The organism is Sphingopyxis sp. GW821-FHT02C12 (genome assembly GCF_059421785.1).
This window is the reverse complement of sequence record NZ_JBWKVQ010000001.1, coordinates 2664937-2690180: the sequence shown is the minus strand read 5'-3', so window position 1 is coordinate 2690180 and position 25244 is coordinate 2664937. Positions and strand designations below refer to the sequence as shown.

Annotated in this window: 17 protein-coding genes; 6 read left to right on the top strand and 11 right to left on the bottom strand. The window is 65.9% G+C overall.

Going from position 1 to position 25244, the window contains the following annotated elements; all coding sequences use genetic code 11:
* Nucleotides 1–155: 155 nt before the first annotated feature.
* The 5 genes from AC07U1_RS12875 to AC07U1_RS12855 all read right to left on the bottom strand — a co-directional run bounded on the left by AC07U1_RS12875 (nt 156) and on the right by AC07U1_RS12855 (nt 6946).
* A complete protein-coding gene (locus AC07U1_RS12875; protein ID WP_495176244.1) occupies nt 156–1109 on the bottom strand; it encodes a TauD/TfdA dioxygenase family protein in 954 nt (317 codons plus the stop codon).
* Between the two features lie 103 nt (nt 1110–1212).
* Nucleotides 1213–3636, bottom strand: coding sequence for a TonB-dependent receptor (locus tag AC07U1_RS12870; protein ID WP_495176245.1), 2424 nt, complete (start codon nt 3634–3636; stop codon nt 1213–1215).
* A gap of 659 nt (nt 3637–4295) precedes the next feature.
* Nucleotides 4296–4742: an acyl-CoA thioesterase gene (locus AC07U1_RS12865; protein ID WP_495176246.1), complete on the bottom strand. Its 447-nt coding sequence runs from the start codon at nt 4740–4742 to the stop codon at nt 4296–4298.
* The gene (locus AC07U1_RS12860; RefSeq protein WP_495176247.1) at nt 4739–5419 is read right to left on the bottom strand and encodes an alpha/beta fold hydrolase; all 681 of its coding nucleotides are present in this window, start codon (nt 5417–5419) and stop codon (nt 4739–4741) included. Before AC07U1_RS12860 ends, AC07U1_RS12865 begins: the two co-directional genes overlap by 4 nt.
* Nucleotides 5420–5449: 30 nt before the next feature.
* Nucleotides 5450–6946 (bottom strand): 4-hydroxyphenylacetate 3-hydroxylase family protein, encoded by a 1497-nt coding sequence (locus tag AC07U1_RS12855; protein WP_495176248.1) that lies wholly within the window; start codon nt 6944–6946, stop codon nt 5450–5452.
* A gap of 101 nt (nt 6947–7047) precedes the next feature.
* Here AC07U1_RS12855 and AC07U1_RS12850 point away from each other — a divergent pair, with 101 nt between their 5' ends.
* The gene (locus AC07U1_RS12850) at nt 7048–8037 is read left to right on the top strand and encodes an AraC family transcriptional regulator (RefSeq protein WP_495176249.1); all 990 of its coding nucleotides are present in this window, start codon (nt 7048–7050) and stop codon (nt 8035–8037) included.
* A 213-nt stretch (nt 8038–8250) separates the two neighbouring features.
* On the opposite strand, the gene AC07U1_RS12845 is transcribed toward AC07U1_RS12850, so the two are convergent.
* Both AC07U1_RS12845 and AC07U1_RS12840 read right to left on the bottom strand, forming a co-directional pair.
* Nucleotides 8251–9273: a cupin-like domain-containing protein gene (locus AC07U1_RS12845; protein WP_495176250.1), complete on the bottom strand. Its 1023-nt coding sequence runs from the start codon at nt 9271–9273 to the stop codon at nt 8251–8253.
* A gap of 150 nt (nt 9274–9423) precedes the next feature.
* Entirely contained in the window at nt 9424–11988 is a 2565-nt protein-coding gene (locus AC07U1_RS12840) for a beta-N-acetylhexosaminidase (RefSeq protein ID WP_495176251.1), read from the bottom strand.
* 100 nt (nt 11989–12088) lie between these two features.
* Between AC07U1_RS12840 and AC07U1_RS12835 the strand changes: the two genes are divergently transcribed.
* Together AC07U1_RS12835 and AC07U1_RS12830 are read left to right on the top strand one after the other, a co-directional pair.
* Complete coding sequence (locus AC07U1_RS12835) at nt 12089–13135, top strand: glycosyl hydrolase family 18 protein (RefSeq protein WP_495176252.1); 1047 nt, start codon at nt 12089–12091, stop codon at nt 13133–13135.
* Between the two features lie 94 nt (nt 13136–13229).
* Nucleotides 13230–13970: a GntR family transcriptional regulator gene (locus AC07U1_RS12830; protein ID WP_056348551.1), complete on the top strand. Its 741-nt coding sequence runs from the start codon at nt 13230–13232 to the stop codon at nt 13968–13970.
* Here AC07U1_RS12830 and AC07U1_RS12825 read toward each other — a convergent pair.
* The 4 genes from AC07U1_RS12825 to AC07U1_RS12810 form a co-directional block, all read right to left on the bottom strand.
* Nucleotides 13956–15449 (bottom strand): tryptophan halogenase family protein, encoded by a 1494-nt coding sequence (locus tag AC07U1_RS12825; RefSeq protein ID WP_495176253.1) that lies wholly within the window; start codon nt 15447–15449, stop codon nt 13956–13958. The two genes, AC07U1_RS12830 and AC07U1_RS12825, sit on opposite strands and share 15 nt — an antisense overlap.
* Nucleotides 15446–16891, bottom strand: coding sequence for a tryptophan 7-halogenase (locus tag AC07U1_RS12820; RefSeq protein ID WP_495176254.1), 1446 nt, complete (start codon nt 16889–16891; stop codon nt 15446–15448). Before AC07U1_RS12820 ends, AC07U1_RS12825 begins: the two co-directional genes overlap by 4 nt.
* Before the next feature lie 8 nt (nt 16892–16899).
* Nucleotides 16900–18408 (bottom strand): tryptophan halogenase family protein, encoded by a 1509-nt coding sequence (locus AC07U1_RS12815; protein ID WP_495176255.1) that lies wholly within the window; start codon nt 18406–18408, stop codon nt 16900–16902.
* Between the two features lie 64 nt (nt 18409–18472).
* Complete coding sequence (locus AC07U1_RS12810; protein ID WP_495176256.1) at nt 18473–21634, bottom strand: TonB-dependent receptor; 3162 nt, start codon at nt 21632–21634, stop codon at nt 18473–18475.
* 229 nt (nt 21635–21863) lie between these two features.
* On the opposite strand from AC07U1_RS12810, the gene AC07U1_RS12805 reads away from it, so the two are divergent.
* The 3 genes from AC07U1_RS12805 to nagA all read left to right on the top strand — a co-directional run bounded on the left by AC07U1_RS12805 (nt 21864) and on the right by nagA (nt 25242).
* Nucleotides 21864–22940, top strand: coding sequence for an acyltransferase family protein (locus AC07U1_RS12805; RefSeq protein WP_495176257.1), 1077 nt, complete (start codon nt 21864–21866; stop codon nt 22938–22940).
* 101 nt (nt 22941–23041) lie between these two features.
* On the top strand, nt 23042–24079 hold the full coding sequence (locus tag AC07U1_RS12800) for an SIS domain-containing protein (protein WP_495176258.1): 1038 nt from the start codon (nt 23042–23044) through the stop codon (nt 24077–24079).
* Nucleotides 24076–25242, top strand: coding sequence for an N-acetylglucosamine-6-phosphate deacetylase (nagA, locus tag AC07U1_RS12795; RefSeq protein ID WP_495176259.1), 1167 nt, complete (start codon nt 24076–24078; stop codon nt 25240–25242). Before AC07U1_RS12800 ends, nagA begins: the two co-directional genes overlap by 4 nt.
* Nucleotides 25243–25244: the final 2 nt, after the last annotated feature.

Below are 25244 nucleotides of genomic sequence, written 5' to 3'. Positions count from 1 at the left end.
AGGCGAGAACGAGAAAGCGGCGGATCATGTTGGCGTCCGTTCGATCGAAACAAAGGGGCGGTGCGCCCGGGCGAATGGAACCCGGGCGCACCGCAAACAGGACCGGCGCAGTCGCAGGATGGGAGAGGAGAGCATGGGCGCCGGCCCATAATGCGTCAGGCCGGTTCGTATTGTACCGCCTTTTCCTTGCGCACCGTGCGGCTGGTGCGGCCGTCGATCGCGAGGGGGATGTCGCCCGCGATCGTGGCGCGGCGCAGCGTGCGGCGCTGCAACCCGAAGTCGGCAACGGCGCGGTGCTGGGTCGCCTGATTGTCCCAGATGGCGACGTCGCCTTCGCGCCAGCGCCAGCGCACGACATTTTCGGGCTTGGTAATATGGTCCTGCAAGATCGCGAAGAGCCGCGCCGAATCCGCCCCGTTCAACCCGACGAACTGCTTGACGAAATGCCCGAGTAACAGGCTGCGCTGGCCGCTGACCGGATGGACGCGGACCACCGGATGCTCGGTTTCATAGACGGTCGAGGCAAAGACGTTACGATGGTCCTTGATGCGCTTGGCGGCGCTTTCGCCGTCGGGCGCGCTCTGCAGGATCGCCGCATAGTCGTAGAGGTTGGTGTGCGTCGCCCACAGCGTGTTGACGAGCTGACGCAGCGTCTCGGGAAGCCCTTCATAGGCGGTCTCGCCATTGGCCCATAACGTGTCGCCGCCGGCTTCGGGGATCGTCAGCGCCCGCAGGATCGACGCCTTGGGATAGGCCTCGACGAAGGTCACGTCGGTGTGCCAGCTCGACGCCGCATAGCCTTCCTTGCTGTCGAGTTCGAGCAGGTAACGCGACCCGTCGGCGACCGGCACCGTCGGATGGGCGACCGGATCGCCGAGCGATGCGGCGAAATCCTCATGCTCCTGATCGGTCAGATGCTGCTGGTCGCGAAAGAAGAGCACCTTGTGGCGCACCAGCGCGGCCTGGATCGCCTGCACCGTCGCCGCGGGAAGATCGCCCGAGAGCTGGACGCCATTGACCACGGCTCCGATAGTGCCGGTCACGGGCGTGACGTCGAGGTCGATTTTCTTGTCGCGAGCATTGGCATAGCTGTTGTGAAGATCCGTCATGATCAGTCTCCTTTGGGGGTTGGACGGCGGGCTATCCGGGAAGGGCGGGATCGGGCGGAACCGGTCGGGGCCTTCGGCGAATTTCGGGAAGGGGCGGCGCGGATCACAGCTTCGTCCGCAGCGTCGCGCCGATGGTGCGCGGTTCGCCGATCAGCGCAGTGACGATGCCGGTGTTCTGCGCCGACAAGGTCTGGAAATAATCCTTGTCGAACAGGTTGCGCGCCCAGATCGACAGGTCGAACAACCCGTCGTCGGTGCGGATGACGATGCGCGCGTTGGCGATGCCGAACCCGGGGACATCGGCATAGCGGCTGTCGCTCGACGAGGTGTTGAAGGTCGAGCGGTGCGAATAGTCGGCGTGGGCGTAGAGCGACAGGTCGCGTCCACCGAGCGCGCCGAGCGGTGCCGACGCGTCGCCGCCCAGCGTATAGGTGAATTTGGGCACGCCGGGCAGTTGCTCGCCGGTCAAATCCTGCTTGCCGCTGAGGTTGAGCCTTTCGGGCGCCTGCGGTGCGTTCGGATAATCGCTATAGGTCGTATCGGCGTAGGCGGCCGACGCATAGAAGCTGATGCGATCGGTCGGCGCCGCGACAAGATCGGCCTCGACCCCGCGCGAACGGACCCCGGGAATATTGGCGATATATTGACGAAAATTGACGGTGTTCGCGATCTGCTCGGTGATCGCGGTCTGGTAATCGCTGATCTCGGTCCAGAAACCCGCGAGGTTGAAGGTTACCGCACGATTGAGCCACTGGGTCTTGACCCCGATTTCGTAACTGTCGACCTTTTCCGGCGCGACATTGGGATCGACCCCGACGGGCAAGCTGGTCAGGTTGAGCCCGCCGGACTTGTTACCGCGCGAATAGGTCGCATAGCCAAGCGCGTCGTCGGAGAACTGCCACGACAGCGTCGCGAGGCCCGACACGCTGTTGTCGCTGAAGCTTGTCGAATAGTCGGTGACGGGATTGAACTGGGTCCGCAGGATCGCCGCGTCGCGCGCGATATCGGCGGGCAAGGTCGACAGGTCGACCCCCGCCACATGATATTGGTGAAAGGATCCGCTCTTCTTTTCACGCGTATAGCGAAGGCCCGCGGTCAGCGTCAGGCGATCGGTGAACTTCCAGTCGAGTTGGCCGAACAGCGCATAGCTTTTGGTGCGCGGGTCGGAGGTCGAATTCGCCTCGAACCCGTTGACCGCCGCTTCCCATGTGGCGAGCGAGAACGGCGATGCCGGTGGCCGGTTCCACAGCGCCGCGGCCGGCCCATAGGCCGTCGCGCCCTTGCCACGGATCACCTGCCAGAAATAATAGGCGCCGACGACATAGTTGATCGGGCCGGTGCTGTCCGATGCGAGACGGACTTCCTGGCTGAACTGACGCTGCCGGTTCGCCTGCTGCGCCTTGGTGATGACCGGCAGCGAGGTGGAGTCGCCGTCGTTGGCGGGGTTCCAGTCCCACCAGCGATAGGCCGTGATCGACGTCAGCTTGGCGCCGCCAATATCCCAGTCGACCTGCCCCGACACGCCATAACCGTCCATGTTCGACTGATAATGGCCGTCGGCCTCGCCGCGGCGCGCGAAGGGATCGATGGTCGGAAAGCTATATCCGGGGAAGCGCGCCGCACGCTGCGCGAAGTTGTTCGGGATCGCGGCACCATTGTCATAGGTGCCGAAATAATCGGCGAAGACGTTGAGCACATGGTTCTGCTTCTGGCGCGCGAAGTCGCCGATGATCCGCACCTCGACATCCGACGAGGGCGTGAAGAGCAATTGCCCGCGCAAGCTCCAGTTCGAATAATCCTGCGCGCGTTCATTCTGGGTATCGTTGTAGAGAAACCCGCGCCGTTCGGTCGCCGAGCCGCTGACCCGGATCGCGAGCAGATCCTGGACGATCGGACCCGAGGCCGAAGCACGCAGCTGATAATAGCCATAATCGCCGACGCTCGCCTCGCCCGAGAATTCGGGGTCGAAGCTCGGCTTGCGCGACGTGATGTTGATCGCGCCCGAGGTGGTGTTCTTGCCGAACAACGTTCCCTGCGGTCCGCGCAAAACCTCAATCTGCTGAAGATCGACGAGGTCGAACTGCGACTGACCGACGCGGCCGTAATAGACATTGTCGATATAGAAACCGACGCCGTTCTCCAGCCCGTCGTTGGTGAGCGCGACATTGCTGCCGAGGCCGCGGATATTGATGTTGGTGTTGCGCGGGTTGAAGCTGAACACCTGCAGGCTCGGCACGAGTTGCTGGACCTGGGTCAGCGTGTAATTGCCGGTCTTCTCGAGCGTTTCCGCGCCCACGACCGACAGCGCGATCGGGACGTTCTGCGCGCTTTCGTCGCGGCGGCGCGCCGAGACGATGATTTCACTGCCGTCATAGCTGTCGCCGCCCGCTTCGGCCGCAGCTTCGCCGTCGATGATGGTCGCGGCGTCGGCGGCGGCCTCAGTCGCAGCGGCGGGCACCGCGTGCCATGCCACGGCGGCGCCGAGCAACAGTTTGAGCCGGTGGTCGGGAGAGAATTTCGTCGTCATATTTTGTCCCCGGGCGGCGTTCCCGCCCCCTTTTTGATGTGTTTGAGATGGGCGCTATGCGCCGCGCCGGATCGTCCGCTCGCCAGACCATCGCCCCACAAAGCGCGAGCCGCGCTGCGCAGGGACGCAGGATAGCGAGCCAGATCCGACAGGTCGGATTGGGTCAGCAAAGGCATGGTTTCACCTGTCGCCGACGCGCAGGCGCCGGACGCTGGACCGTGAGCCCTCGCGTGAGGGATATCGGCCACGATGAAAGGAGGGCGCCGCCGTGCGGAGGGGATGCGGTGGTCCGCTATCCCGCGCACAGGAAGGGCGAAGGTCTACATGATGATACTACACATGCGCATCGCAATACCCCTTCTGGGGGAACGCAATGCCTGGCGCTGTCGCCCGAGCATCACGCGCTTTAGCCGTTGGTAACGCGGAGCAAGCTGCTTTCCCGTTCAAAAGCCGCGGGTCGAAGAGGAGCGGGAGAGCCCGTCACCCGTCTCGACCAGCTCCGAGTGACAATCTCAACTTAAAAGATTGATATTGGAGTCGTCAATGGCGGACCACTGTTTTTGCGGCAAAGAAAATCTTTGAGACGACGAACCGAGGTCTTTCGGACAGGTCGTGCCAGCATCGCGTCCATTCCCGGTCCGCGAGCGGATCGACGCTCGTCAGGCCGGATCGCCGCCGCCGGACAGCAGCAGCCGTGACAGATATTCGCTGATCGGGACTGGAAGCGGAACCGGACCTGCGGGGCCGGTCGAAACGACGACGCTGTCGGCGCATCCGATGCATTTGCCGCCGACGAACAGCCCCTGCCCGATGACGAGCGAACGCTCGCCCACGCGGATGATGCCGGTCGCGACGTCGATGGTGCCGGGGTAGCGCGCCTGTCCCAGAAAGGCGGTGTCGACATTAGCGATCACCAGCGCCGGACTGTCTTCCTTGGCGACCTGCACCCGCGCTTCGGCGAGCAGTTCGAAACGCGCTTCCTCATAAAATTGCCCGGTTGCGACATTGTTGAGGTGGCGGAACATGTCGATGTCGGAAAAGCGGATCGGCACCGCCTTGTGGAGCGGGTAGGAACCGGGATCGAGGCGGGGCGGCGTCGGTTTCATCGCGTTTCCAATCGGTCGCGCCACGCCATCAGCGCGGCATGGGTCGCTTCGGGTACCTCGCGCTGGGGGACGTGACCGCACACGGGAATCATGTGCAGCACGGCATCGGGCAAAGCGGCCGCCATGTCGCGCGAACGATCGGGAGCGACGATCGCATCGTCCTCACCCGCGAGCACCAGCGCCGGACCGGCGATGCCGGCCAGCAGGCCGCACCGGTCGACGCGCGTCGAGGCCGCCGCCTGCTGCTCGGCGAAGCGTTCGGTGCCGCAGCGCAAGAGCATCGCATGTATGTCGGCGAGCAACTCGGCATCGGCGCGGCTGGTGCGCGATAACATCGCGCGGGCGAGACGGTCCGCCAGCAGGCCAAAGTCGTCGCGCGCCTGCATGATTGCCGCTTGCCGCCCTGCCCTGGCTTCGTCGCTGTCGGCGGTGCAGGCGCTGCTGAGCATCGCAAAGCCCGTCAGCCGTTCGGGGACACGCGCGGCGAGTTCCAGTGCGACATAGCCGCCCATCGAATGACCGCAGAGCGCGAAGCGGTCGGGCAGGTCGGCGAGTATGGCCTCGGCCATCGCCTCGACCGAGGCGCCGCGCGGCACGAAGATGCGATCGACAGGCATGCCTTGCCAACTCGCCGCATCGGTGGCGATGCCGCAGATCGCGATTACCGGTACCGTCATCGCGCGCTCCTCTCTTCGGACGGGATGCTGCTACTCTTCAATGATCCCCGCAAGGTCGCGCGCGAAACCTTTCTTGGTTTCGACATCCATGCCGCGCAAGATCTGGATGCGCTGGGCTTGCGGCGACCCCGCGCCGTGCATCGATTCGGTGAGATAACCGACCGCGTTGCGCCCCAAGGTCATATTCTCGATCAACCGCAGGATGCGCTGGCGATATTCGACCGGAACATTGTGTTTGCCCTTCATATATTTCTCGAGGATCGGGCCGATCGTCTCATTCTTGAAGTCGGCGTCCGACGGCATCGTCACCATGATGCCGCCGGCGAGATCCTGCGCGAGGCGCGAAATCTCGTAAGGGAAGCGCGTCACATTATGCTTGCACACATTGGCGAGCATCGCGTCGTTCATGAAGATGCCCGACGGCAGCTGTTTCGCCTCATGGCTCGATGCGATGGCGGAGGAATAGATGGTCTCGTTGAGGTGCGTCATCTCGACGAGCTTGTCCTTGATATGGCTCGCCGCCTCGGCGCCGTTGTAATCGGCGACCTGCGCCGCGGCACCGACCATCACGTCGCCGAGCCCGGTTTTGCAGACGTAACTCGCGCGATGGTACGACGTGAAGCGCGCGACCATGTCCTGCGCGAATTCATATTCGCCGTCCATCAGCACATGTTCGTGCGGGATGAAGACATTGTCGAAGACGACGAGCGTTTCCTGCCCGCCGAAGCGCGCATTGCCCTGGTCGATGTCGCCCGCCTCCATCGCGCGGGTGTCGCACGACTGGCGGCCATAGATGTAGGTGAGGCCCGCCGCGTCGCCCGGCACCAGACCGACGATCGCGAAGTCGCGGTCGGCCTCGCCCATGTTCATCGTCGGCATCACGCAGATCCAGTGCGAGTTGAGCCCGCCGGTCATGTGCGCCTTGGCGCCGGTGACGTACACGCCCGCGTCGGTGCGCTTGACGACGTGCAGGAACATGTCGGGATCGGCCTGTTCGTGCGGGCGTTTCGATCGATCGCCCTTGGGGTCGGTCATGCCCGCGCCGATGATGATATTCGCGCGCTGAGCGTGGCGCATGAAGTCGAGGTAGCGCTGGTGGTAGGGCGTGCCGTGCTTCGCATCGATGTCCCAGGTGATCGAATGGAGGACGCTGATCGTGTCGAGCCCGGCGCAGCGCTGGAAGCAGGTGCCGGTGAGCTGGCCCATCTTGCGCTGCATGCGGTTCTTCATGACGAGGTCTTGCGGCGAGCCGACGATATGGAGGAAGCGGTTGACCGGCGCGTCGATGAGGTCGCTGTGCGCGGTCGCCAGCTCGGGGTCGGCGACCGCGAGGTCATAGGTCATTTTGAGCGCGTTGATCGAGGGGCGGATGATCGGGTGATCGACGAGTTCCGCGACGCGTTCGCCGAAGAGCCAAACCTCGACGCCGCGATTGCGGAGCGAGGCGACATAGTCGTCGCCGGTGACGATCGGGGGGAAGCGCGCCCAGCGGTCGGCGGCGCTTTCTTCGCGGGGGTGGATGGTCATGTGCAGTCTCCCATTTTGTCTATCTTCACGCATATCGCGGAGACGCGGTGTCAAAACAGGGCATGACAGGCGAGGAAAACTCACCATAATGCGCAGCCATCATGGCGACGATCGACGGTTATTATTTTCAGGTTTGCACGAAAGGCGCCGAGCGCGCGGGCAAGCACGTGCGCGACCTGACCCTCGGGACCGGGCTCGACCCCGCCGATTTCGCGGTGCCGGGGTGGCGCGGGTCGGCCGAGGCGATGGCGCTGCTGGTGCGCAATATCTGGGCGGCGCTGGATGACGAGTTTATGGGCCATACCGCGCGGCGGGTGCGGCCGGGGAGCTTCGCCTTCGCGTGCGAGCTGGCGCTCGAGGGGGCCGACGTCGCCGACGGGCTGTCGCGCGCGGCGCGGTTCTACAACCTACTCGATGCGGGGATCGCCACGGGCGTGCGGGCGACTGCGGCGGGGCTTGAGGTCGAGGTGCGCTTCGACCGGCCCGATCTCGATCCCGATCAGTATTTCAGCGAATTCTGGCTGATCATCTGGCACCGGCTCGCCTGCTGGCTGGCGGGCGAGACGATTTCGCTGCTGGCGGCCGAGTTCGATTATCCGCGTCCGCAAGCCTATTTCGAGGAGTTCAAATATCTCTTCCCGTGCCGTCATCGCTTCGACGGCGCGGCGCGGCGAATACTGATGGACGGACACGCGCTGCACGCACCGATCCAGCGCACGCGGGACGAACTGGAGGCGATGCTCGCGGCGGCGCCGCTCGACATCATGACGATCCCCGCGAGCGATGCGAGCGTCGCGCGGCGGGTGCGGCAGTATCTGACGCGCAGCCCCGATCTGACGCTGGAGGAACTCGCGGTGGCGACCGGGCTGTCACCGCACAAGCTGCGCCGCCTGCTCCGCGCGGAGGGCATGACGCTGGCGACGATCCGCGAGAATGTGCGGCGCGACAAGGCGATGCGGCTGCTGACCAGCGGCAATGCGACGGTCGAGGCGATCGCCGAGATGCTGGGTTATGCCGAAGCGCGGAGCTTTACGCGAGCGTTCCGGCAGTGGACGGGGCGGTCGCCTTCGGCTTGGCGGGCTGGTGGGTGAGGTTTGGAATGCATTCCAAGCGCGCCTCTATTTTCCGTTTGTGTCGAGCGAAGTCGAGACACCCCGAAGACGTGCGCGCCCGATGGGTGTCTCGACTTCGCTCGACACGAACGGGATTTATAGGGCGGCTTATCCACGCGCCCTCCACGGCCCCTCCACCCCTCGCTTCGCGAGCGGTCCCCCTTCCCCATGGCCTTCGGCCACAGGGAGGATCTAGCTCCCCCCGCCCCGGCACATGCCGATGACATAGTCGATGATCATCCGGTCGCGTTGCGGCGACGGCGGGCCGAGGACGCCTTGCGCGTGGAGCGGAAGATGCGCGACCGCCTCCCCTGCCCCCTCGCCGAAGACATAATGGTCGAACCAGGTGCGCCACGCTTCACGTTCGGCGTCGGGCAGTTCGCGGATCGAATGCATCGCCAGCATCAGCGCGGCGAAGGGGAAGCGGTCGGTGCGCTGGCCGAACCAGTAGTTGACCAGCACATTGAGCTTGCCGGTCGAGCGGACATGATGCCACCACATCGGCGGCATGAAGAGCGCGTCGCCGGGTTCGAGATCGGCGACCAGCTTGTGCCGTTCGGCCTCGGCATAAAGCGGATAACGGTCGAGGTCGGGATGGTCGGGGTCGACCATACTCGTCGGCTGGCCGGCAATGGTGCGCTCGACCGGGCCGACATAGAGGTTCGAAATCTGCTCGGGCGGGAAGAGCGAGAAGCGGCGGCGCCCCGCGACGACGACAGCGATGTTCGACGCCATGTCATAGTGCGGCGCGATGCGGCTGGCGTTACCGACCCAGATGCGCGGATCGACGCCCTGCACATCGATACCGAGCGGATTTTCGGCAGCGAAGCTCGCGACGCTGTCGGGGGTCGGGGTCGATCCGGCGTAAAGCGTGGGTCCCGCGGGATCGCCGCGGATCGCGAGGAGCCGTTCGACAAGCGTCGCCATCGGCATCTTCTCGCTGCGGAAATTCACCCCGCGCATGTCGTCGGTGTAGAAATAGCGCCCGCCGGTTTCTGGCGGGCCGACCAGCACTGTCAGCGGTTTGCCATTGTCGCGCGCCGCCAGATAGGCGGCGATGGCCTGGTCGCCCTGCCCGGCGGCTGCGACGGCGGGCCAGTGGGACGCGAGACCGCGCATGACGAAAGGGCGCGCGGCGGCGGCGATGGCAGCATCAATCGCCGCCAAGTTAGCGCCGTCAACTTCGTCGATCGTCTTTTCCGTTTCGGTGCTCACGGACATCAATCTAGCCGTTCGTGTCGAGCGAAGTCGAGACACCCCGAAGCCTTGCGGGTCCCAAGCGTGTCTCGACTTCGCTCGACATGAACGGGATTAGGGGGCGGCGCATAGATAGGCGAGATGCAGGCAGCTCGGGCTTCCCGGCGCTTACCGCCCGGGTTCGACACGAACCGTCCGGCTGGCACGCTTGCCGTCGGCGGAACGGCTACGCAGGTCGACCGCGCCGCCGACCGCGACCGGTCCCGCATAGCGCGTCCAGACGCCGCCTTCGACGCGATATTCGATGGTCGTGCCGGGATAGGCGCTGTTCGCTTCGAGCTTGCCCGCGGCGATGCGTGCGCCCGGCGGGGCGACGCGATAGGCGACGCCGATGCGGTCGAGCAGCGGGAATTGCGCCGCAGCGCGGCCGGCAAAATCCTGCCAGCCCGTTTTCAGCTTTGCCCGATCGACACGGCTGTCGCCCCATTCATAGGCCGCCCCCGCTTGATAGGCCGGCGTCCAGGGCGCGGGCGCCCAGCCGCGTTCGGCGAGCGCGAGCAGGCGCGGGAAGAGCATATAGTCGACCTGGCCGTCGGTGCGGATCGTCTCGCTCCACAATTGCGCCTGCACCCCGGCGACGCGGTGGCCGGGCTGGAGCGTCGGGGCATCGTCGATCGGCTTGCCATCGGCATAGATGTTGCGGATCGTCGCGGCATTGGCGGGCAGATTGTCCGGCATGAAGCCGAAGACCTGATATTCGTCGACGCCGCGCGAGGCCCAGTCGTAACCGCCTTCGTCGGGATGCGGCGCATAGGGCATGTCGAAATAACCAAGGTCGGGGATCGACAGTATGACGTTCCAGCCGCGATTGAGCTGGTCGTGCGCCTCGCGGATCGCGCCGGTGTGGAGAACGCCCCAGATGTTGGTCTGTGAATCCTTGGGCATGTTGGCGGCATCGGTATGCCCCATGCCGTCGCTCCAACCGCCGGCGCGCAGCCCCTTGGCGGCAAGGCTGGCGCTGACGCGTTCGATGAAGCGCGGGGTCAGCTTGCCGGGATCGCCGCCATTTTCGGCGATCATCGCGGCGCAGGCGGGCGACTTGACCCAGGCGCCCGCGGTCTCGTCGGCGCCGAGGTGGAAGGTCTTGAGCGGCGTTCCCGCCTGGCGGTGCATGGCGGCAAGCGCGTCGACGACGGTGTCGACGAAGCGATAGGTCGCGGGCAGGCAGACGTTGAGCGTATTGTCGTCATAATTCTGGATGCTGCGATATGCGGTGGTGTCGGCCGGGTCGATCAGGCGATAGGCGTCGGCCTCGGCGGTCTTGCCCGCAGCCGCCAGCCGCGCGTGGCGGAGTTCCATCGCCTTGATCGCGGCGCGGCTGTGTCCCGGCATATCGATCGACGGGATCACCTCGATCTGGCGCGCCGCCGCCGCCTGCACGATCGCGACATAGTCGGCGACGCTGAGATAGCCGTTGACCCCGCCCGTTCCGTCGGGCCCGGCGCCGAGTTGCGGCAGGATGCAGGTCTTTTCCTCCGGGTCGTGGCAGCGCTTCGAGCCGATTTCGGCGAGTTCGGGCAGCGCCGGGATTTCGATCCGCCACCCCTCATCCTCTGCAAGGTGAAGGTGAAGCTTGTTGAGCTTGAACGCAGCCATCGCCTCGACGAGCTTCAAAACCTCGTCGCGGCCGTGAAAATTGCGCCCGAGGTCGAGGTGCAGCCCGCGAAAGCCATATTCGGGCGCGTCCTCGACATGGAGCGGCTTGAGCTTGCCCTGTTCGAACGCCGCCTGTTGCGCGAGCGAGCGCAGCGCATGACTTGCCCCCGCCGCGTCATGCGCGCTGATCGTGACGCCGGATGCAGCGACGTCGAGGACATAGGCTTCGGGCGCGAGCGAGGGGGCGCCGATGCGGATGGTGAGCGGCAGCTTGCCGCCCTCACCCACCCCCGCCGCCGCCAGCGCGGACAGGGCGGGCGCGAGAGCGCTGCGATCGGTGCCGTCGAGCGTCAGCGCGATACCGCCGCCGAGGTCGACGGGCTTGCCCTTGCCCTGCACCGCCCTGGCCGGTTTGGGCAGGATAACGACGCCGGTCGCGGCGGGGGCCTGACGGTCGGCCTGCAGCGCGAAGGCGCGTTCGGGGAGCAGCCAGCGCGTCTTGTCGGCGTCGCTCTTGGTCGCGAGCCGCGCCTCATCGGTCATCGGCGCGACGAAAGGCAGGATTTCGAGGCCGGTTTCGGGGTCGATGACGGGCCGCGTCGCGGCGATCGTGCGCGCCCGCACCCCGTCGGCGACCAGATAGGCGTTGGGCATGCCGAACGCCTTCGAGAAATTGGCGCCGACGCCCCATAATTCGATCTTATGCGTCGACCCGGGTTTCAGCGTGACCCCGGGCTTGAGGGTCAATTGCTGGAGGTCGCCGTTGATCAGGCGATGGTCGAAGATGTCGCTTTCGACGACGGGGAGGCGGTTGACGAAGCTGAAGTAGAGCGAGAGGCTGTGAAGGTCGGCGGGGACCGTGTCGGGCAGCGTCAGCGTGATCGTCGAGAGGAAACAGGCGTCGATTCCCGTCGGGCACGCCGGACGGTTGTCGACCATCGTCAGCCGGTAGCCGAGCGTATCGGCGAAGCGGTCGAACGCCGCCTGCGCGGGGGCTTCGTTCGCGAACGCCGCGGGCGCCATCGGCAGCGCCGCCACCATCGCCGCGGTCGTCATCGCCCTGGCCATCATCCGCATATCCGCTCTCCCGCTCGACAAGTTGTATCTAATTTGTCATGTAGTTTCCCAATGGTCAATGCGCTTCAAATGGGGCGCTTTCAAAAGGGATAGGCGTGACATGGCAGGATTGTCGGCTTTTTGGCGCATCGCGGCGATCCTGATTGGTTTTACATTAGTATTGTCGTCGGCATCGACCGCCTCCGCGACCGATCGTCCGGTTGTGGTCGGCTATCTCGCGGCGTTCAAGGGCCTCGACCTGTCGATCGAACGGACCGACCTGTCGTCCTTCACCCACTACAACCTCTCCTTCGCCAATCCCGATGCCGGAGGCGCTTTCGTCCGCGACGGGCGCATGACCTGCATGGGCGACGAGAATGGCGCGGCCATGCGCGTCGATGCCTTGCGTGCGGCGGTGGCGCGGTTGCACGCGGCGGGCGGAAAGGTGCTGTTGTCGACCGCCGGGGGCGTGATCCCCGGCTGTTCGGGCGACTGGCGGGCGTTGCTGGCGCCCAAGCGGAGCGCGGCGACGGTGGCGGCGCTCGTCGAGCTCGCCGAAACGCTGAACCTCGACGGGATCGACATCGACATCGAAGGGGCGCTGCTGACCGAGATCGACAAGGCCGGCAATTATACGCCGTTCATCGCCAAGCTGTCGGCGGCGCTGAAGGCGCGCGGCAAGCTGCTGACCTGTGCCACCGCATCCTATGAGGGCGGGATGATCCCGATTTCGTCGATCGGCTATTTCGATCTGGTCAATATCATGTCCTATGACGCGATCGGGCCGAGTTGGGGCCAGTCGGGCGACGAGCATTCACCCTATGAGATGGCGAAACGCGACCTCGACCTGTGGCTGGCGCGCGGGGTGGCGCGCGAGCGGCTGGTGCTCGGCGTGCCTTTTTACGGCTACGGGTTCGGCGGCGAGACGGCCAATTGGTCCTATCGCGACCTTGCCGCAAGCAAGGGGCTGGACGCTACCAAAGCCGATGTCATCGGCGATCGCTGTGCGGGTTGCCGCTACATCACCCACAATGGTCCGGCGACGATCGCGGCGAAGGCGCGACTTGCGGCGGAAAAGGCCGGCGGCGTGATGGTGTGGGAATTGTCGCAGGACAGCCCCGATCATGCGCTGACCCGGGCGATCGGGCGCGGATTGTCGCGCGAATAGGTCGCAACGAGGTTGACGCGACGATACCAATGCAACACATGGGGCGGGCGCACTGGTCCTATTGCCGCGCGCGTCGCCAAAGAGGATGTCGTCCGTGTCGCTGATCGATCGCCTGGGTCCGCTCCAGAAGGCGGATCCAACCCCGCTCTACCTGCAATTGCAGAAGATATTGCGCGACGCGATCGAGGGGCAGATCGTCAAGGCCGAGGAGGCGATCCCGACCGAGCGCGACCTGGCCGAGGAATTCGACGTGTCGCGCATCACGGTGCGCAAGGCGATCGACGGGCTGGTCGCCGACGGCATCGTCACGCGGCGGCGCGGCGCCGGCACCTTCGTCACCCGGCCGCGGGTCGAGAAGAGCTTTTCGAAGCTGACCAGCTTTTCCGAGGACATGATTTCGCGCGGGCGACGGCCGTACAGCAAATGGGTGAGCAAGACCGAGGGCACGGTGACCCCCGAGGAAGCGCTGTCGCTCGGGCTGTCACCGGGGTCACTCGTCTATCGGTTCCACCGCATCCGCTATGCCGACGACACGTCGATGGCACTCGAACAGGCGACCATCCCGGCTTACTGCCTGCCGTCGGTCGAAGCGGTGGGCAATTCGCTCTATGAGGCGCTCGAGGCCGCCGGGCATCTGCCGGTGCGCGCGTTGCAGCGGCTGCGCGCGATCGCCTTTACCGCCGAGCAGGCCGAGGTGCTGGGGATCGAGCCGGGGACGCCGGGGCTGTTCATCGAGCGACGCGGGTTCCTGTCCGACGGGCGCACCGCCGAATATACGCAGAGCTATTATCGCGGCGACGCCTATGACGTCGTCGCCGAGCTAAACGGCGGATAGACGGCGCAGAAATTCGCTGTGCGGCGGCAGTTCGGATAGCTGCTCGGCGACGCGGCCGCGCAAGGTGGCGAGGCGGGCGGACAGGTCTTCGGACGAGAGGCCGTCGGCGATCGGGTGCCAGCTTTGCGGTTTGACCCCCTGCCCCGTGAGCACCGCATACCAGTTGGTCGGGCCAAACAGGTCGCTGGGTTCGAACAATATGTTGCCGGTGGCGCGATACGCCTCGATCCTTTCGGCGAGGCTGTCGGGCAGACCGGCGGCGGCGACGTCGCGCCAGAAGGGCGTGTCGTCGCGGTTTGCGGTCGCATAATGGGCGATCACGAAGTCGCGGATCGTCGCATATTCGTGGAGCGCGTCGCGGTTGAAGCGCGCGACGACATGCGGGTCGAAACCGTCGCGCGGCAGCAGCGCGAGCAGCCGGATGATCGTCGTCTGGATCAGGTGGATCGAGGTCGATTCGAGAGGTTCGAGAAAGCCGCCGGCGAGGCCGATCGCGACGCAGTTGCGGTTCCAGATGCGCTTGCGATGGCCGGCGGTGAAGCGCAGCCGATTGGCGTCGGCGAGCGGGGCGCCGGGGAGGTTGGCGCGGAGCGCGGCCTCGGCGTCGTCATGGCCGAGGTGCGCGCTCGAATAGACATAGCCATTGCCGTCGCGGTGCTGGAGCGGGATGCGCCATTGCCAACCCGCTGCCCGCGCGGTCGAGCGGGTGAAAGGCGGCGGGTCGCCGCTGCGCTCCGCGGGCATCGCGACCGCGCTGTCGCAGGGGAGCCAGTGGTTCCAGTCGGTGTAACCGGTCTGGAGCGCACCCTCGATCAGCAGGCCGCGGAAACCCGAGCAGTCGATGAACAGGTCACCCTCGACGATGCGGCCGTCGTCGAGGGTGAGCGCTTCGATATAGCCGTCCTCGGGGTCGAGGGTAACGTCGGCGACCTTGCCCTCGATGCGGACGACGCCCTTGTCCTCGGCATAAGCACGCAGGAAACGGGCGTAGGCGGCGGCGTCGAAATGCACCGCGTGATGGACGGGGCCGTGGCGCGTCGCGGGGGCGAAACGGCCGGCGCGCGCCGCCATGGTTTCGAGGTTGTACGGGCCATGATCGGGATCGCCGCCCGCGGCGAGGTGACGCAGCCAATAGTGGTGGAAATGGATGCCGCTCATCTCGACGCCCATATAGCCGAAGGGGTGGAAATAGCTGTTGTCCGCGCCGCCCCAGCCATCGAACGCGATGCCGAGCTTGATCGTGCCGTGGGTGGCGCGGAGGAAGTCGGCCTGGTCGATGCGCAGATAGCGGTTGAATTCGTGGATCGGCGGCACCGTGGCCTCGCCCACCCCGACGGTGCCGATCGCTTCGGATTCGACGAGGGTGATCGTCTGCTCCTGCCCGGCGAGCGCGCGGCCGAGGGCTGCGGCGGTCATCCAGCCAGCGCTGCCGCCGCCGACGATGACGATGCGGCGAACGGGGCGGGTGCGCGCGCTCATGCCCAGAGCCGCCGCAGCGCTTCGGCGTGGGTGTCCATCGCGCGGACGTCGGTGGCGACGGCGCGGAGCTGGCGCTGGAATTCAGCCATCAGCGCCGGATCGTCGACCTGCAGCGCCTGCGGATCGAAGCCGCGCGGGACGACGCCATGGCCCGCCATGACGAGCGCCCAGCCGTCCTCGACATGCGCCTCGTGGTTGTAATGCGCGAACATGCCGCGCGCGGCGAAGAGGTCGATTTTCGACGCGAGTTCGCTTGAGACCGGCGCGGCGCGCGCGGCGGCCCAAAAGGGCTCGGTGCGCGCGTTGAGCCGGAAATGCTGCGCGGTGAAGTCGCGCACCCGTGCCCGGCCACCGCCGATTTCCTCGTTGTAGATATCGGCCTCGGGCATCGCGGCGCGATCGAGCGGCCAGAGCAGGACGAGCTGTGCGATGGCGAGTTGGAGGAGGAGCAGGTCGGCGCCGTCGAGCGGCGGGGCGTCGCCCGCGGCACGGCCGATGGCGACGACATTGCCGACCCACAGCCGCGCCCGCGTCGCCGCGCCGACCGGTTCGGAACTGCCCTCGACAGGGCGGCCGATCATCGCGGCCAGCGCCGCGCGGGCATCGGTCTCGGACAGACGCGCGCCGTCGTAGAAGAACTCGACCGCGGTACGGTCGGCGAGCGGGATCAGCGTGGTCCAGCCCGCCGGATGCGCGGCGGTGCGGCTGTATAGCGGCAGCGGATCGAAGGGCGCGCCCGATGCGCGCAGGACGCGGTCGCAGAGCAGCGCTTCCTGCTTGGCCCCGCCGGGATCGAGCATGGAGATCAACACGCCATCGGCGTCGACGAACAGATCGGCCGCGACCCGCTGCCCGTCGGCGAGGGTCAGCGCGGCGAGTTCCGTCCCGTCGCGTTCGGACACGGCATCGCGTCCCGGCACGATCCGCACCCCCGCCTTTTCGCAGGCATCGCGCGGCAGCCGGGCGTAACCGCCGGCATCGAGATGCCAGCCGCGCTTGACCGCCTGCCCGGTCGCCTCGCCGCGCTCGCCGGTGCGCCCCTCCTTGGCGGCGGCGGCGGCGAGGCAGAAGTCCTCGAGCCCGACACGCAAGCCGGCGGCGCGCGCGCGGGCCCAGTGCTGGACGAAGGGCAGCGAGGCATAGGGTGTCCCGGCATCGCCATAGGCATGAAGGAAGGCAGCCTCGCCGCCCGACCAGCCGGCATATTGCTGCCCCATGTTGAAGGTCGCGGCGGCCTGTCTGGCCAGCGCCGCTTCGTCGATGCCGAGCAGGCGGTGGAAGGTTGCCAGGTCGGGCGGCGCCACCAGCGCGGCGTGCGGCGGCGGCGCCTCCCCGGTGTCGACCCAGGTCACTTCGGTCCCGAGCCGCGCAAAAGCGCGGGCGATCGCGAGCGCCGCCATCACCGCCGCGACGCCGCCGCCATAGACGGCAACCCGCTGCACCGCGCCGCTCAAGGCGCGGGCGCCGGGCAGTAGGAGGCAACGAAGTCGGCGTGGGACGGCGCCGACTTCGCGCCAAGCGTGATCGTCGCGGCCAGATTGCCGAGCCGATCGGCGAGAAGATCGTCGGGGAGCGTGTCGGCGAGCCGGTCGGCGGCGTGGGGCACGATCCCCTGCCCCACGAACACCGCCTGCCAGCTCGGCGGGCCGAACAGCCCGTCGCGATACGCCTGAACAAAAGCGCGCTGGCGGAAGCGGTCGATCTTGCCGGCGAGCGTGTCGGGGACATTCATCGTCGTCACCTGTTCCCACAAGGGCGCGTCGGCGTCGTTGGCGATATAGTGGAGGATCAGGAAATCGCGGATGCGGTCATATTCGACATCCATCACGCGATTGAACTCGGCGGGCAGCGCCGGGTCGATGCCATCGCACGATGGTAACAATGTCAACATGTGCATGATCGCCATCTGCACGAGATAGATGCTCGTCGATTCGAGCGGTTCGAGGAAGCCGCCCGCGAGCCCCATGCCGACGACATTATGCGCCCATGCCTGGTCGCGCTTACCGGCCTTGAACCGCAACACCCGCGGTTCGGCAAGCGCCTCTCCGTCGAGATTGGCGAGCAGGGTCGCCGCCGCTTCGTCGTCGGAAATGTCTTTGCTGGCATAGACATAGCCGTTGCCGGTGCGGTGCTGGAGCGGGATGCGCCATTGCCAGCCCGCCTTGCGCCGGGTCGAGCGCGTATAGGGAGTGAAGTCGGTCGAGCGCACCGACGGCACCGCCGCGGCGCTGTCGCACGGCAGCCATTTCGACCAGTCGTCGAGGTCGACGCCAAGCGTTCCGCCGAGCAACAACGAGCGGAAGCCCGAGCAGTCGACGAACATGTCGCCCGCGACGCTGGTCCCCGAGGCGAGCGTCACCGCCGCGATGTTGCCACTGTTAGCATCGCGCGCGACATCGACGATCCGGCCCTCGACACGCTCGATCCCGCGCGCTTCGGCCCAGCCGCGCAAATAGCGCGCATAGAGAAAGGCATCGAGGTGATAGGCATAGGCGAAAGCGTTGCGCACATCGTTCGGATCGCCGTTCGGCAGCATGAAGCGGTTCTGCAGCGCGGCGACGATCGGGAAACAATAGTCCGAGAGCGGCGCCGCAACGCCGGCGTTGCGGCCGCGCACCCAATAGCTGAAAAAATCGGCCTCGCCGATCGGGCGGCCAAAGGTACCGAAGGGATGGACATAGCGGTCGCCCTGCCGCCCCCAATTGACGAATTCGATGCCGAGTTTGAAGCTCGCCTGCGTCGCCTGCATGAACTCGACCTCGTCGAGTCCGAGGAAGTCGTTGAAATCCTTCATTTGCGGCAGAGTGGCCTCGCCGACGCCGACCGTGCCGATTTCCTCGGATTCGATCAGGCGGACGCGGAAACGCGAGCGATCGAGCTTGGCGGCGCAGGCTGCGGCGCACATCCAGCCGGCGGTCCCGCCGCCGACGATCACCAGATTGAAAAGCCCCTCGTCCATCGCCTCACACTAACCGCGCCGGATACCGGCGCCAGCCCTTTCGGTCCGGCGCCGGCCCCCGCTTTTAGAAGGTCAGGCGCGCACCGACCTGGTAGCGCCGGTCGTTCCTGAACCAGGCGTTCGGCTTGAGCAGCCCGGTCGAATCGACCTGCTGGAACAGCACGGTATCGGTGCCGAGCAGGTTCGTCCCTTCGAGGATGAATTCGATGTTCTTTGTCGCACGGAGGCGCACGGAGGCATCGAGATAGCCCGTCGCCTGCTGCCAGATCGGCAAGCCGACGCAGCAGTCGATCGCGGTCACCAGATATTTGGAGCGCCAGTTATAGGCGACGCGCGCCGAAATCGGACCCTTTTCATACATGCCGACGAGATTGTAGCTGTGCTTCGAAATCCCCTCGAGCGCGTTCGGTTTGACCGTGCTGTCCTCATAGGTGATGCCGCCGCCTGCGGTGCCGCCAGCGGTCTCGTTGGTCAGGTTGACCGTTTCGATGCCGTTGTTCTTCACATAGGTGTAGTTCGCCTGGACCCCGAAGCCGTCGAGCGGTGCGGGCAGGAAGTCGAAGAAGGTCTGGAAGGCGAATTCGGCGCCGTAGATCTTCGCACCATCGCCGTTGACCGGGCGATCGAGACGGACCGTCTCGGTCACGCCGCCGTTGGTGATTTGCAGGCTGAACTGGCCCGCCTGGATATAATTGTAGAATTTCTTGTAGAAACCCGTGGCGGTGAACGAGCTCGACCGGCCGAAATAATATTCCAGCGTCAGGTCGAACTGGTCGGCGGTCATCGGCTTGAGATTCGGGTTCCCCGACTTGCCGGTATATTGCCAGTCATAGGCGATCGCCTCACCCGCCGCGTTGCGCGTCACATTGGGATCGGAGAAATCGTTGAGGTTGGGCGACAGGCGGTTGATCGTCAGGAAGTTGCGCAACAGCCCGAAATCGGGGCGCGACATCGCACGCGAATAGGCGAAGCGCGAAACCAGCTTGTCGGTCAGGTCGAACTTGACGTTGAAGCTGGGCAAGGCGTGGAAATGATTGGCCTTGGTGGCGTCGGCCACGGTCGCGCCATTGTTGAACGCGATCTCGCTCGCGGTCACGACGCAGCCCGAGGTCGCGGTGGGACGACCATCGACGACGGCACGCTCGCAGGACAATTGGGTCGGGGTGAACGGGTTGGCGAAGGTCGTCGCACCCGCTGTGTCGTTGCGCGTCCAGATGAGGCGCACGCCGAGGTTGCCCGAAATGCCGACATTGCCGATGCTCAGGCTGTCGCCGCCGAACTTGGCCATCGCATAGGCCGACATCGTGCGCTCACCGACCTTCAGCACTTCGCTGGGCAGATAGCAGCCATAGTCGCCGGTGATCGTTTCGCCGGCGCGATAGCCCTGGTTCGAACAGACCGGGAAATATTCGCCGACGCCGATCGTCGGCCGGCCGAGCGTCGCCGCGAGTTCTTCGCGGTTCACCAGCCGGTCCATGTTGAAGAAGACGAACGAATGCTGGTTCAGCTGGTTGCCGGCGAAGAAGTCCTTGCCGAAGCTGTGGATCGCCGTCGAACCCGCAGGATAGGTGGGGCTGTCGGTGTTGAAATAGGGCGCCTGGGTGTAGGTCCAGGTGTTCGAGATATTCGCCCAGTTATAAGCGCCCCACCGCACCGTCTGATCGCGGTCGGCATAGCGGGCGCCGACCTTGATCGCGCTGAGCCAGCCCGAATCGACCTCATATTCCAGATCCGCCTTCAGTGCGATTTCCTTGCCGTCGCTGTCCTCGGTGTGATCGGTGACCGAATAGAAGAAATAATTGTTCGGATTGGTCAGGCCGCCGGCCGACAGGTTGATATTGTCCGCCGTCGTGGGGGTGAAGGTGAGGGTCGGATATTTGCCGGTCAGATCGACATAGGTGTTGGCGTAGCTGCGCGAGGTGACCGACGCGTTATAATTGCTGACGCTGGCATCGACATATTGCCCGTCGAGCGTCAGCCGCACCCGATCGGAGACGTCCCAGCGGAAGTTCAGGCCGAAATCCTGGGTAATCTGCTTGTTCTTCAGCGCGTTGGCGGCGGTGTCCACCTGCGGCGCGCGGCGGTCGTTGGTGCAGCCTTCCCACGAATAGCAGCGGTTGAAGAAGGCCTCGCCATCCTCGTTCAGGCCGAGCCCGCGATTCTCGTCGCCCTCGCCCACATAGGGACGCTGGTACGACCACCAGCCGCTCTGGAAATTGCCGTCGGCGTCGAAGGCGAAGGGCGCGGTGCCCTGAAGCGGGCTGATCAGCGACGCGTCGCCGAACTCATAGTCGCTCGGCTGGCCATAGAGGTCGCCGTAGAAGGTCGACGAGAAGACCGCATATTCGCGCCAGCTGTTGTTATACTGCGAGCGGTTATACTGCCCGGTGAGTTCCATCGTCTCGTCGTTCGAGCGCCACTGGAACGCCGCCGCGGCGCCATAGCGTTTACGGTCATATTCATTCTCGCGCATGAAGATGCCGCTGGGGATATATTGCTTGCCCGGGCCGAACACGCCGTCGAAAATGCCCATGCGTTCGAACTGGATGCCCTGGCTCGCGGTCTTCGCGTGCGAATAGGCGCCGTTGATCATCAAACCGATCTCGCCGATGCCGGTCTGCCAGCGGTCCGAAATGATGCCCGAGAATTCGGGCGTCGATTTGCGGGCGATGTCGCCATAGGTGTTCTTGATCGAGATCGAGATCAGGCGGCCGTCCTGGTCGAAGGGCACGCGCGTGCGCAGGTTGACGGTGCCCGCGATGCCGCCCTCGATCATGTCGGCGGTCTGGTTCTTGTAGGTATCGATGCCGCCGAGCAGTTCGGGCGAGATATCCTGCCAAGACAGGCCGCGCGACGAGTTGGCGCTGAAGGTGTCGCGGCCGTTGAATTCGGACCGGACCTGGTTGAGGCCGCGCACGATCACGCCCGAGGGTTCGGCGGAGAAGTGCGAGGTGTCGTCGGTGCCGGCGAACCGGATGACGGTGATGCCGGGGACGCGCTGCAAGGCTTCGGCAACCGATTTGTCGGGGAAGGAGCCGATATCCTCGGCGGTGATCGAATCGACCACCGTGTCGGCGTTGCGCTTGCGGTTCTGTGCCGATTCGAGGTTGGCGCGGATGCCGGTGACGACGATGTCGTCGGCATTTTCCTCGCTGGCCGGTGCGTCCTGCGCCGCGGCGGGCAGCGTGATCGCGCCCACCAGTGCGGCGGCGCAAACACCGCGCATCAGCGCATTGCGGCGCCCCAAAGCTTTTGCAGGCCCATGAACCATATTATATCCCCCATCATCGTCCGGTGGTCCGGTCCAGATTGCCTTCCCAACAATCTCGATAAGACCAATTGCGTCATTGGACTATTACCAATAGACTACAAATCTGACGCGCTGTCCATGGCAAATTTGTGGCAGTGTCGAGAAGCCGCCCGCGGGGGCGCGGCGACCAAGGGGAGGCACAGCCATGCGCCTGATTTCGCTCGACGTGTTGCGCGGCCTGACCGTGGCGGGGATGATCCTCGTCAATTCGGCGGCGGCGATGAAATATGGCGCCGAGGCCGATGTCGCGCCGATCCTGCTGCACGTCAGCTGGGATGGGCTGACCCTCGCCGACCTGGTGTTTCCAGGATTCCTGACGATGGTGGGGATCGCGATTCCCTTTTCGCTGCGCGCGGGCGGTGCACCGCAGACGGGGCGCATATTGTCGCGCGCGGGGCGATTGCTGCTGCTCGGCTTCCTGCTCAGCAACCTCTATTGGTTCATGAGCTTCGCGTCGGGCGAGTGGCGGTTGTTCGGGGTGTTGCAGCGAATCGGGCTGGTCTATGCGGCGTGCGCCTTGCTGTTCCTGGGCGTCGGCCCACGGGCGCGGCTGGCGATGATCGTCGCGGTTCTCGCGCTTTACTGGCCGCTCGCGCTGCTGCCGTCGCTCGACGGGCTGGCGACCGATATCTGGGTGCGCGGGCATAATTTCATCGCCTCGGTCGACCGGCTGTTCCTGGGCACGCATCTTTATGTGCAAGGCCCCGAAGGCTATGATCCCGAGGGGATATTGGGGACGCTGCCGGCGATCGCGCAGGGGCTGATCGGGGTCGCGGTGGGCGAAATGCTGATCCGCCGCGCCGGACCGGCGACGCGGCAGCTGGCGCTGACCGGCGCGGCGATGCTGGCAGCGGGCGGGGTGTGGAGCTTCGCCTTTCCGATCGTCAAGGATATCTGGTCGAGCCCGTTCGTGCTGGTCACCAGCGGCATCACGATCCTCGCGCTCGCACTGCTCCACCATATCCTCGATCGCGAGGGCCGCGCGCCGGGGATCGCCGCGACCGCGATGCTGGCGTTCGGGGCCAATGCGATCGCCGCCTATACGCTGCATCAGGTGACCGCGGGGGTGGTGACATGGGACCTGCTGCTCGCGCCGTTCCGCGCGACGCGGGCGATGCTGGGCGACCCGGTCGCATCGCTGATCCCGGTGCTGCTTTATATGCTGCTCATCTGGGGGGCGATGGAATGGCTGCGACGCAAGCGGTGGTTCGTAAAAATCTGATCGGCGAAAGATACAAGTTGATGCGATATATATAACCTATATAGTACCAATAATATCGGGGCGAACGAGGACCCCGGCGCGAGTCGGAGACGGTAGGAAGCATGACGCTGCAAGAGGCGCTGAAAACGGGGCGGACGCTGATGGAAAGCGAGGCGGGCGAGGCCGCCGCCGCGGTTGCGGCGATGCTCGCCGCCAATGCGCGGGCCTTTGCCGCGATCGGCGAACGGCTGCGCGCCGATCCACCCGCCGCGGTCGTCACCTGCGCGCGCGGATCGTCGGACCATGCCGCGACCTACGCCAAATATCTGATCGAGACGATGACCGGCACCCCGACCGCGTCGGCGGCGCTGTCGGTCGCCTCGCTCTATGACGGGCCGACGCTGGCGGGCAAACGGCTGTGCCTTGCGATCTCGCAGTCGGGCCAGAGCCCCGACCTTCTCGCCGCGGTCGAACAGCAGAAGCGCGCCGGCGCCTATGTCGTCGCGCTGCTCAACGCCGAGGACGCGCCGCTGTGCGCGCTCGCCGACGTCGTGATCGCGCTCAAGGCCAGCCCCGAAAAATCGGTCGCGGCGACCAAATCCTATATCGCGTCGCTCGCCGCGGTCGCCGCGCTCGTCGCCGCCTGGGCGCGGGATGACGCGCTGGAAGACGCGCTCGACGCCCTGCCCGGCCAGCTCGAACGCGCCTTCGCGCTCGACTGGTCGCCCGCGGTCGCGGCTTTTGCCGATGCGACGAACCTGTTCGTGCTCGGCCGCGGCTATGGTTATGGCGTCGCGCAGGAAGCCGCGCTCAAGTTCAAGGAAACCTCGTCGCTCCATGCCGAGAGCTTCAGCGCCGCCGAAGTGCGGCACGGGCCGATGGCGATCGTCGGCGATACGTTCCATGTGCTGGCGTTCGGCGGCAGCGACCGCGCCGCGACAAGCGTGCGCGAGGCGGCGGCGGAGTTTCGCGGCCGCGGCGCGACGGTGCTGCTCGCCGATCCGGCGGGCGGCGACCTGCCCGCGCTGCCCGCGCATCCGGCGATCGAACCGATCCTGCTGATCCAGAGCTTTTACCGCATGGCGAGCGCGCTCGCGGTCGCGCGCGGCCGCAACCCCGACTCGCCCCCGCACCTCAACAAGGTTACCGAGACCCTATGATCCTTCGCTTTCAGAATGGCTGGGTCGCACAGCCCGGTGGCGCCGTCGGCGCGGCGGACATCGCCGTCGCCGACGGCGCCATCACCGCCGTCTCGGCCGCCGGCAGCGCGCGCGCCGATGCCGTGATCGACCTGGAGGGCGGCTGGCTACTGCCCGGCTTCGTCGATACGCAGGTCAACGGCGGCGGCGGCATATTGTTCAACGACCATGTCGATGTCGAATCGATCGCCGCGATCGGGGCGGCGCATGTCCGCTTCGGCACGACCGCCTTCCTGCCGACGCTGATCAGCGACACCGCCGAGCAGATCGCCGCCGCGCTGACCGCGGTCGACCATGCGATCGACACGGGCGTTCCCGGCGTTATCGGCATCCATATCGAAGGGCCGTTCATCAACGAGGTGAAGCGCGGCATCCACGAGGCGCATCGCATCCGCAAGCTCGATGCCGAGACGCTGGCGCTGCTGACCGCGCCGCGCCGCGGCAAGGTGATGCTGACTCTCGCCCCCGAATTGTGCGATGACGAGGACATCCGCACGCTGGTCGCGCATGACGTAATCGTCAGCGCGGGGCACAGCGACGCCACCTATGACGAGGCGCAGCGCGCGATCGCCGCCGGACTGAGCGGCTTCACACATTTGTTCAATGCGATGTCGCCGCTGCACCACCGCGACCCCGGCGCCGTCGGCGCGGCGTTCGATTCGGACTGTTATTGCGGGCTGATCGTCGACGACGTCCACCTCCACCCGGCGGTCGTGCGGCTGGCGGTGAAGGCGAAGGGCATCGACCGGCTGATGCTGGTCACCGACGCGATGCCGAGCGTCGGCACCGACGACAGCGAATTCACCCTGCAGGGCAAGCGCATCGCGGTGAAGGACGGCGTCTGCATCTTCGAGGACGGCACGCTCGCGGGCACCCACCTCGACATGGCGTCGGCGCTGCGCAAGACGGTCGAGGTCACCGGCTTATCGGTGCCCGAGGCCGCGACGATGGCGAGCGCGACGCCCGCCGCCTTCCTGTCGCTGTCGGCGAGCCATGGCGCGATCACGCCGGGGCGCCGCGCCGATTTCGTGTGGCTCGACAAGGCGCTCGCGCCGCGCGAGACATGGATAGGCGGCGTTTCCGTCGCCGATACCGCATCGGCCTTTGTCCAGGCCGCCCAGTAAAG

Coding starts and splice junctions, on each gene's coding strand:
- AC07U1_RS12875 (WP_495176244.1), bottom strand. CDS start 1,109: ATGACGGATCTTCACAACAGCTATGCCAATGCTCGCGACAAGAAAATC.
- AC07U1_RS12870 (WP_495176245.1), bottom strand. CDS start 3,636: ATGACGACGAAATTCTCTCCCGACCACCGGCTCAAACTGTTGCTCGGC.
- AC07U1_RS12865 (WP_495176246.1), bottom strand. CDS start 4,742: ATGAAACCGACGCCGCCCCGCCTCGATCCCGGTTCCTACCCGCTCCAC.
- AC07U1_RS12860 (WP_495176247.1), bottom strand. CDS start 5,419: ATGACGGTACCGGTAATCGCGATCTGCGGCATCGCCACCGATGCGGCG.
- AC07U1_RS12855 (WP_495176248.1), bottom strand. CDS start 6,946: ATGACCATCCACCCCCGCGAAGAAAGCGCCGCCGACCGCTGGGCGCGC.
- AC07U1_RS12850 (WP_495176249.1), top strand. CDS start 7,048: ATGGCGACGATCGACGGTTATTATTTTCAGGTTTGCACGAAAGGCGCC.
- AC07U1_RS12840 (WP_495176251.1), bottom strand. CDS start 11,988: ATGCGGATGATGGCCAGGGCGATGACGACCGCGGCGATGGTGGCGGCG.
- AC07U1_RS12835 (WP_495176252.1), top strand. CDS start 12,089: ATGGCAGGATTGTCGGCTTTTTGGCGCATCGCGGCGATCCTGATTGGT.
- AC07U1_RS12825 (WP_495176253.1), bottom strand. CDS start 15,449: ATGAGCGCGCGCACCCGCCCCGTTCGCCGCATCGTCATCGTCGGCGGC.
- AC07U1_RS12815 (WP_495176255.1), bottom strand. CDS start 18,408: ATGGACGAGGGGCTTTTCAATCTGGTGATCGTCGGCGGCGGGACCGCC.
- AC07U1_RS12810 (WP_495176256.1), bottom strand. CDS start 21,634: ATGCGCGGTGTTTGCGCCGCCGCACTGGTGGGCGCGATCACGCTGCCC.
- AC07U1_RS12805 (WP_495176257.1), top strand. CDS start 21,864: ATGCGCCTGATTTCGCTCGACGTGTTGCGCGGCCTGACCGTGGCGGGG.
- AC07U1_RS12800 (WP_495176258.1), top strand. CDS start 23,042: ATGACGCTGCAAGAGGCGCTGAAAACGGGGCGGACGCTGATGGAAAGC.
- nagA (WP_495176259.1), top strand. CDS start 24,076: ATGATCCTTCGCTTTCAGAATGGCTGGGTCGCACAGCCCGGTGGCGCC.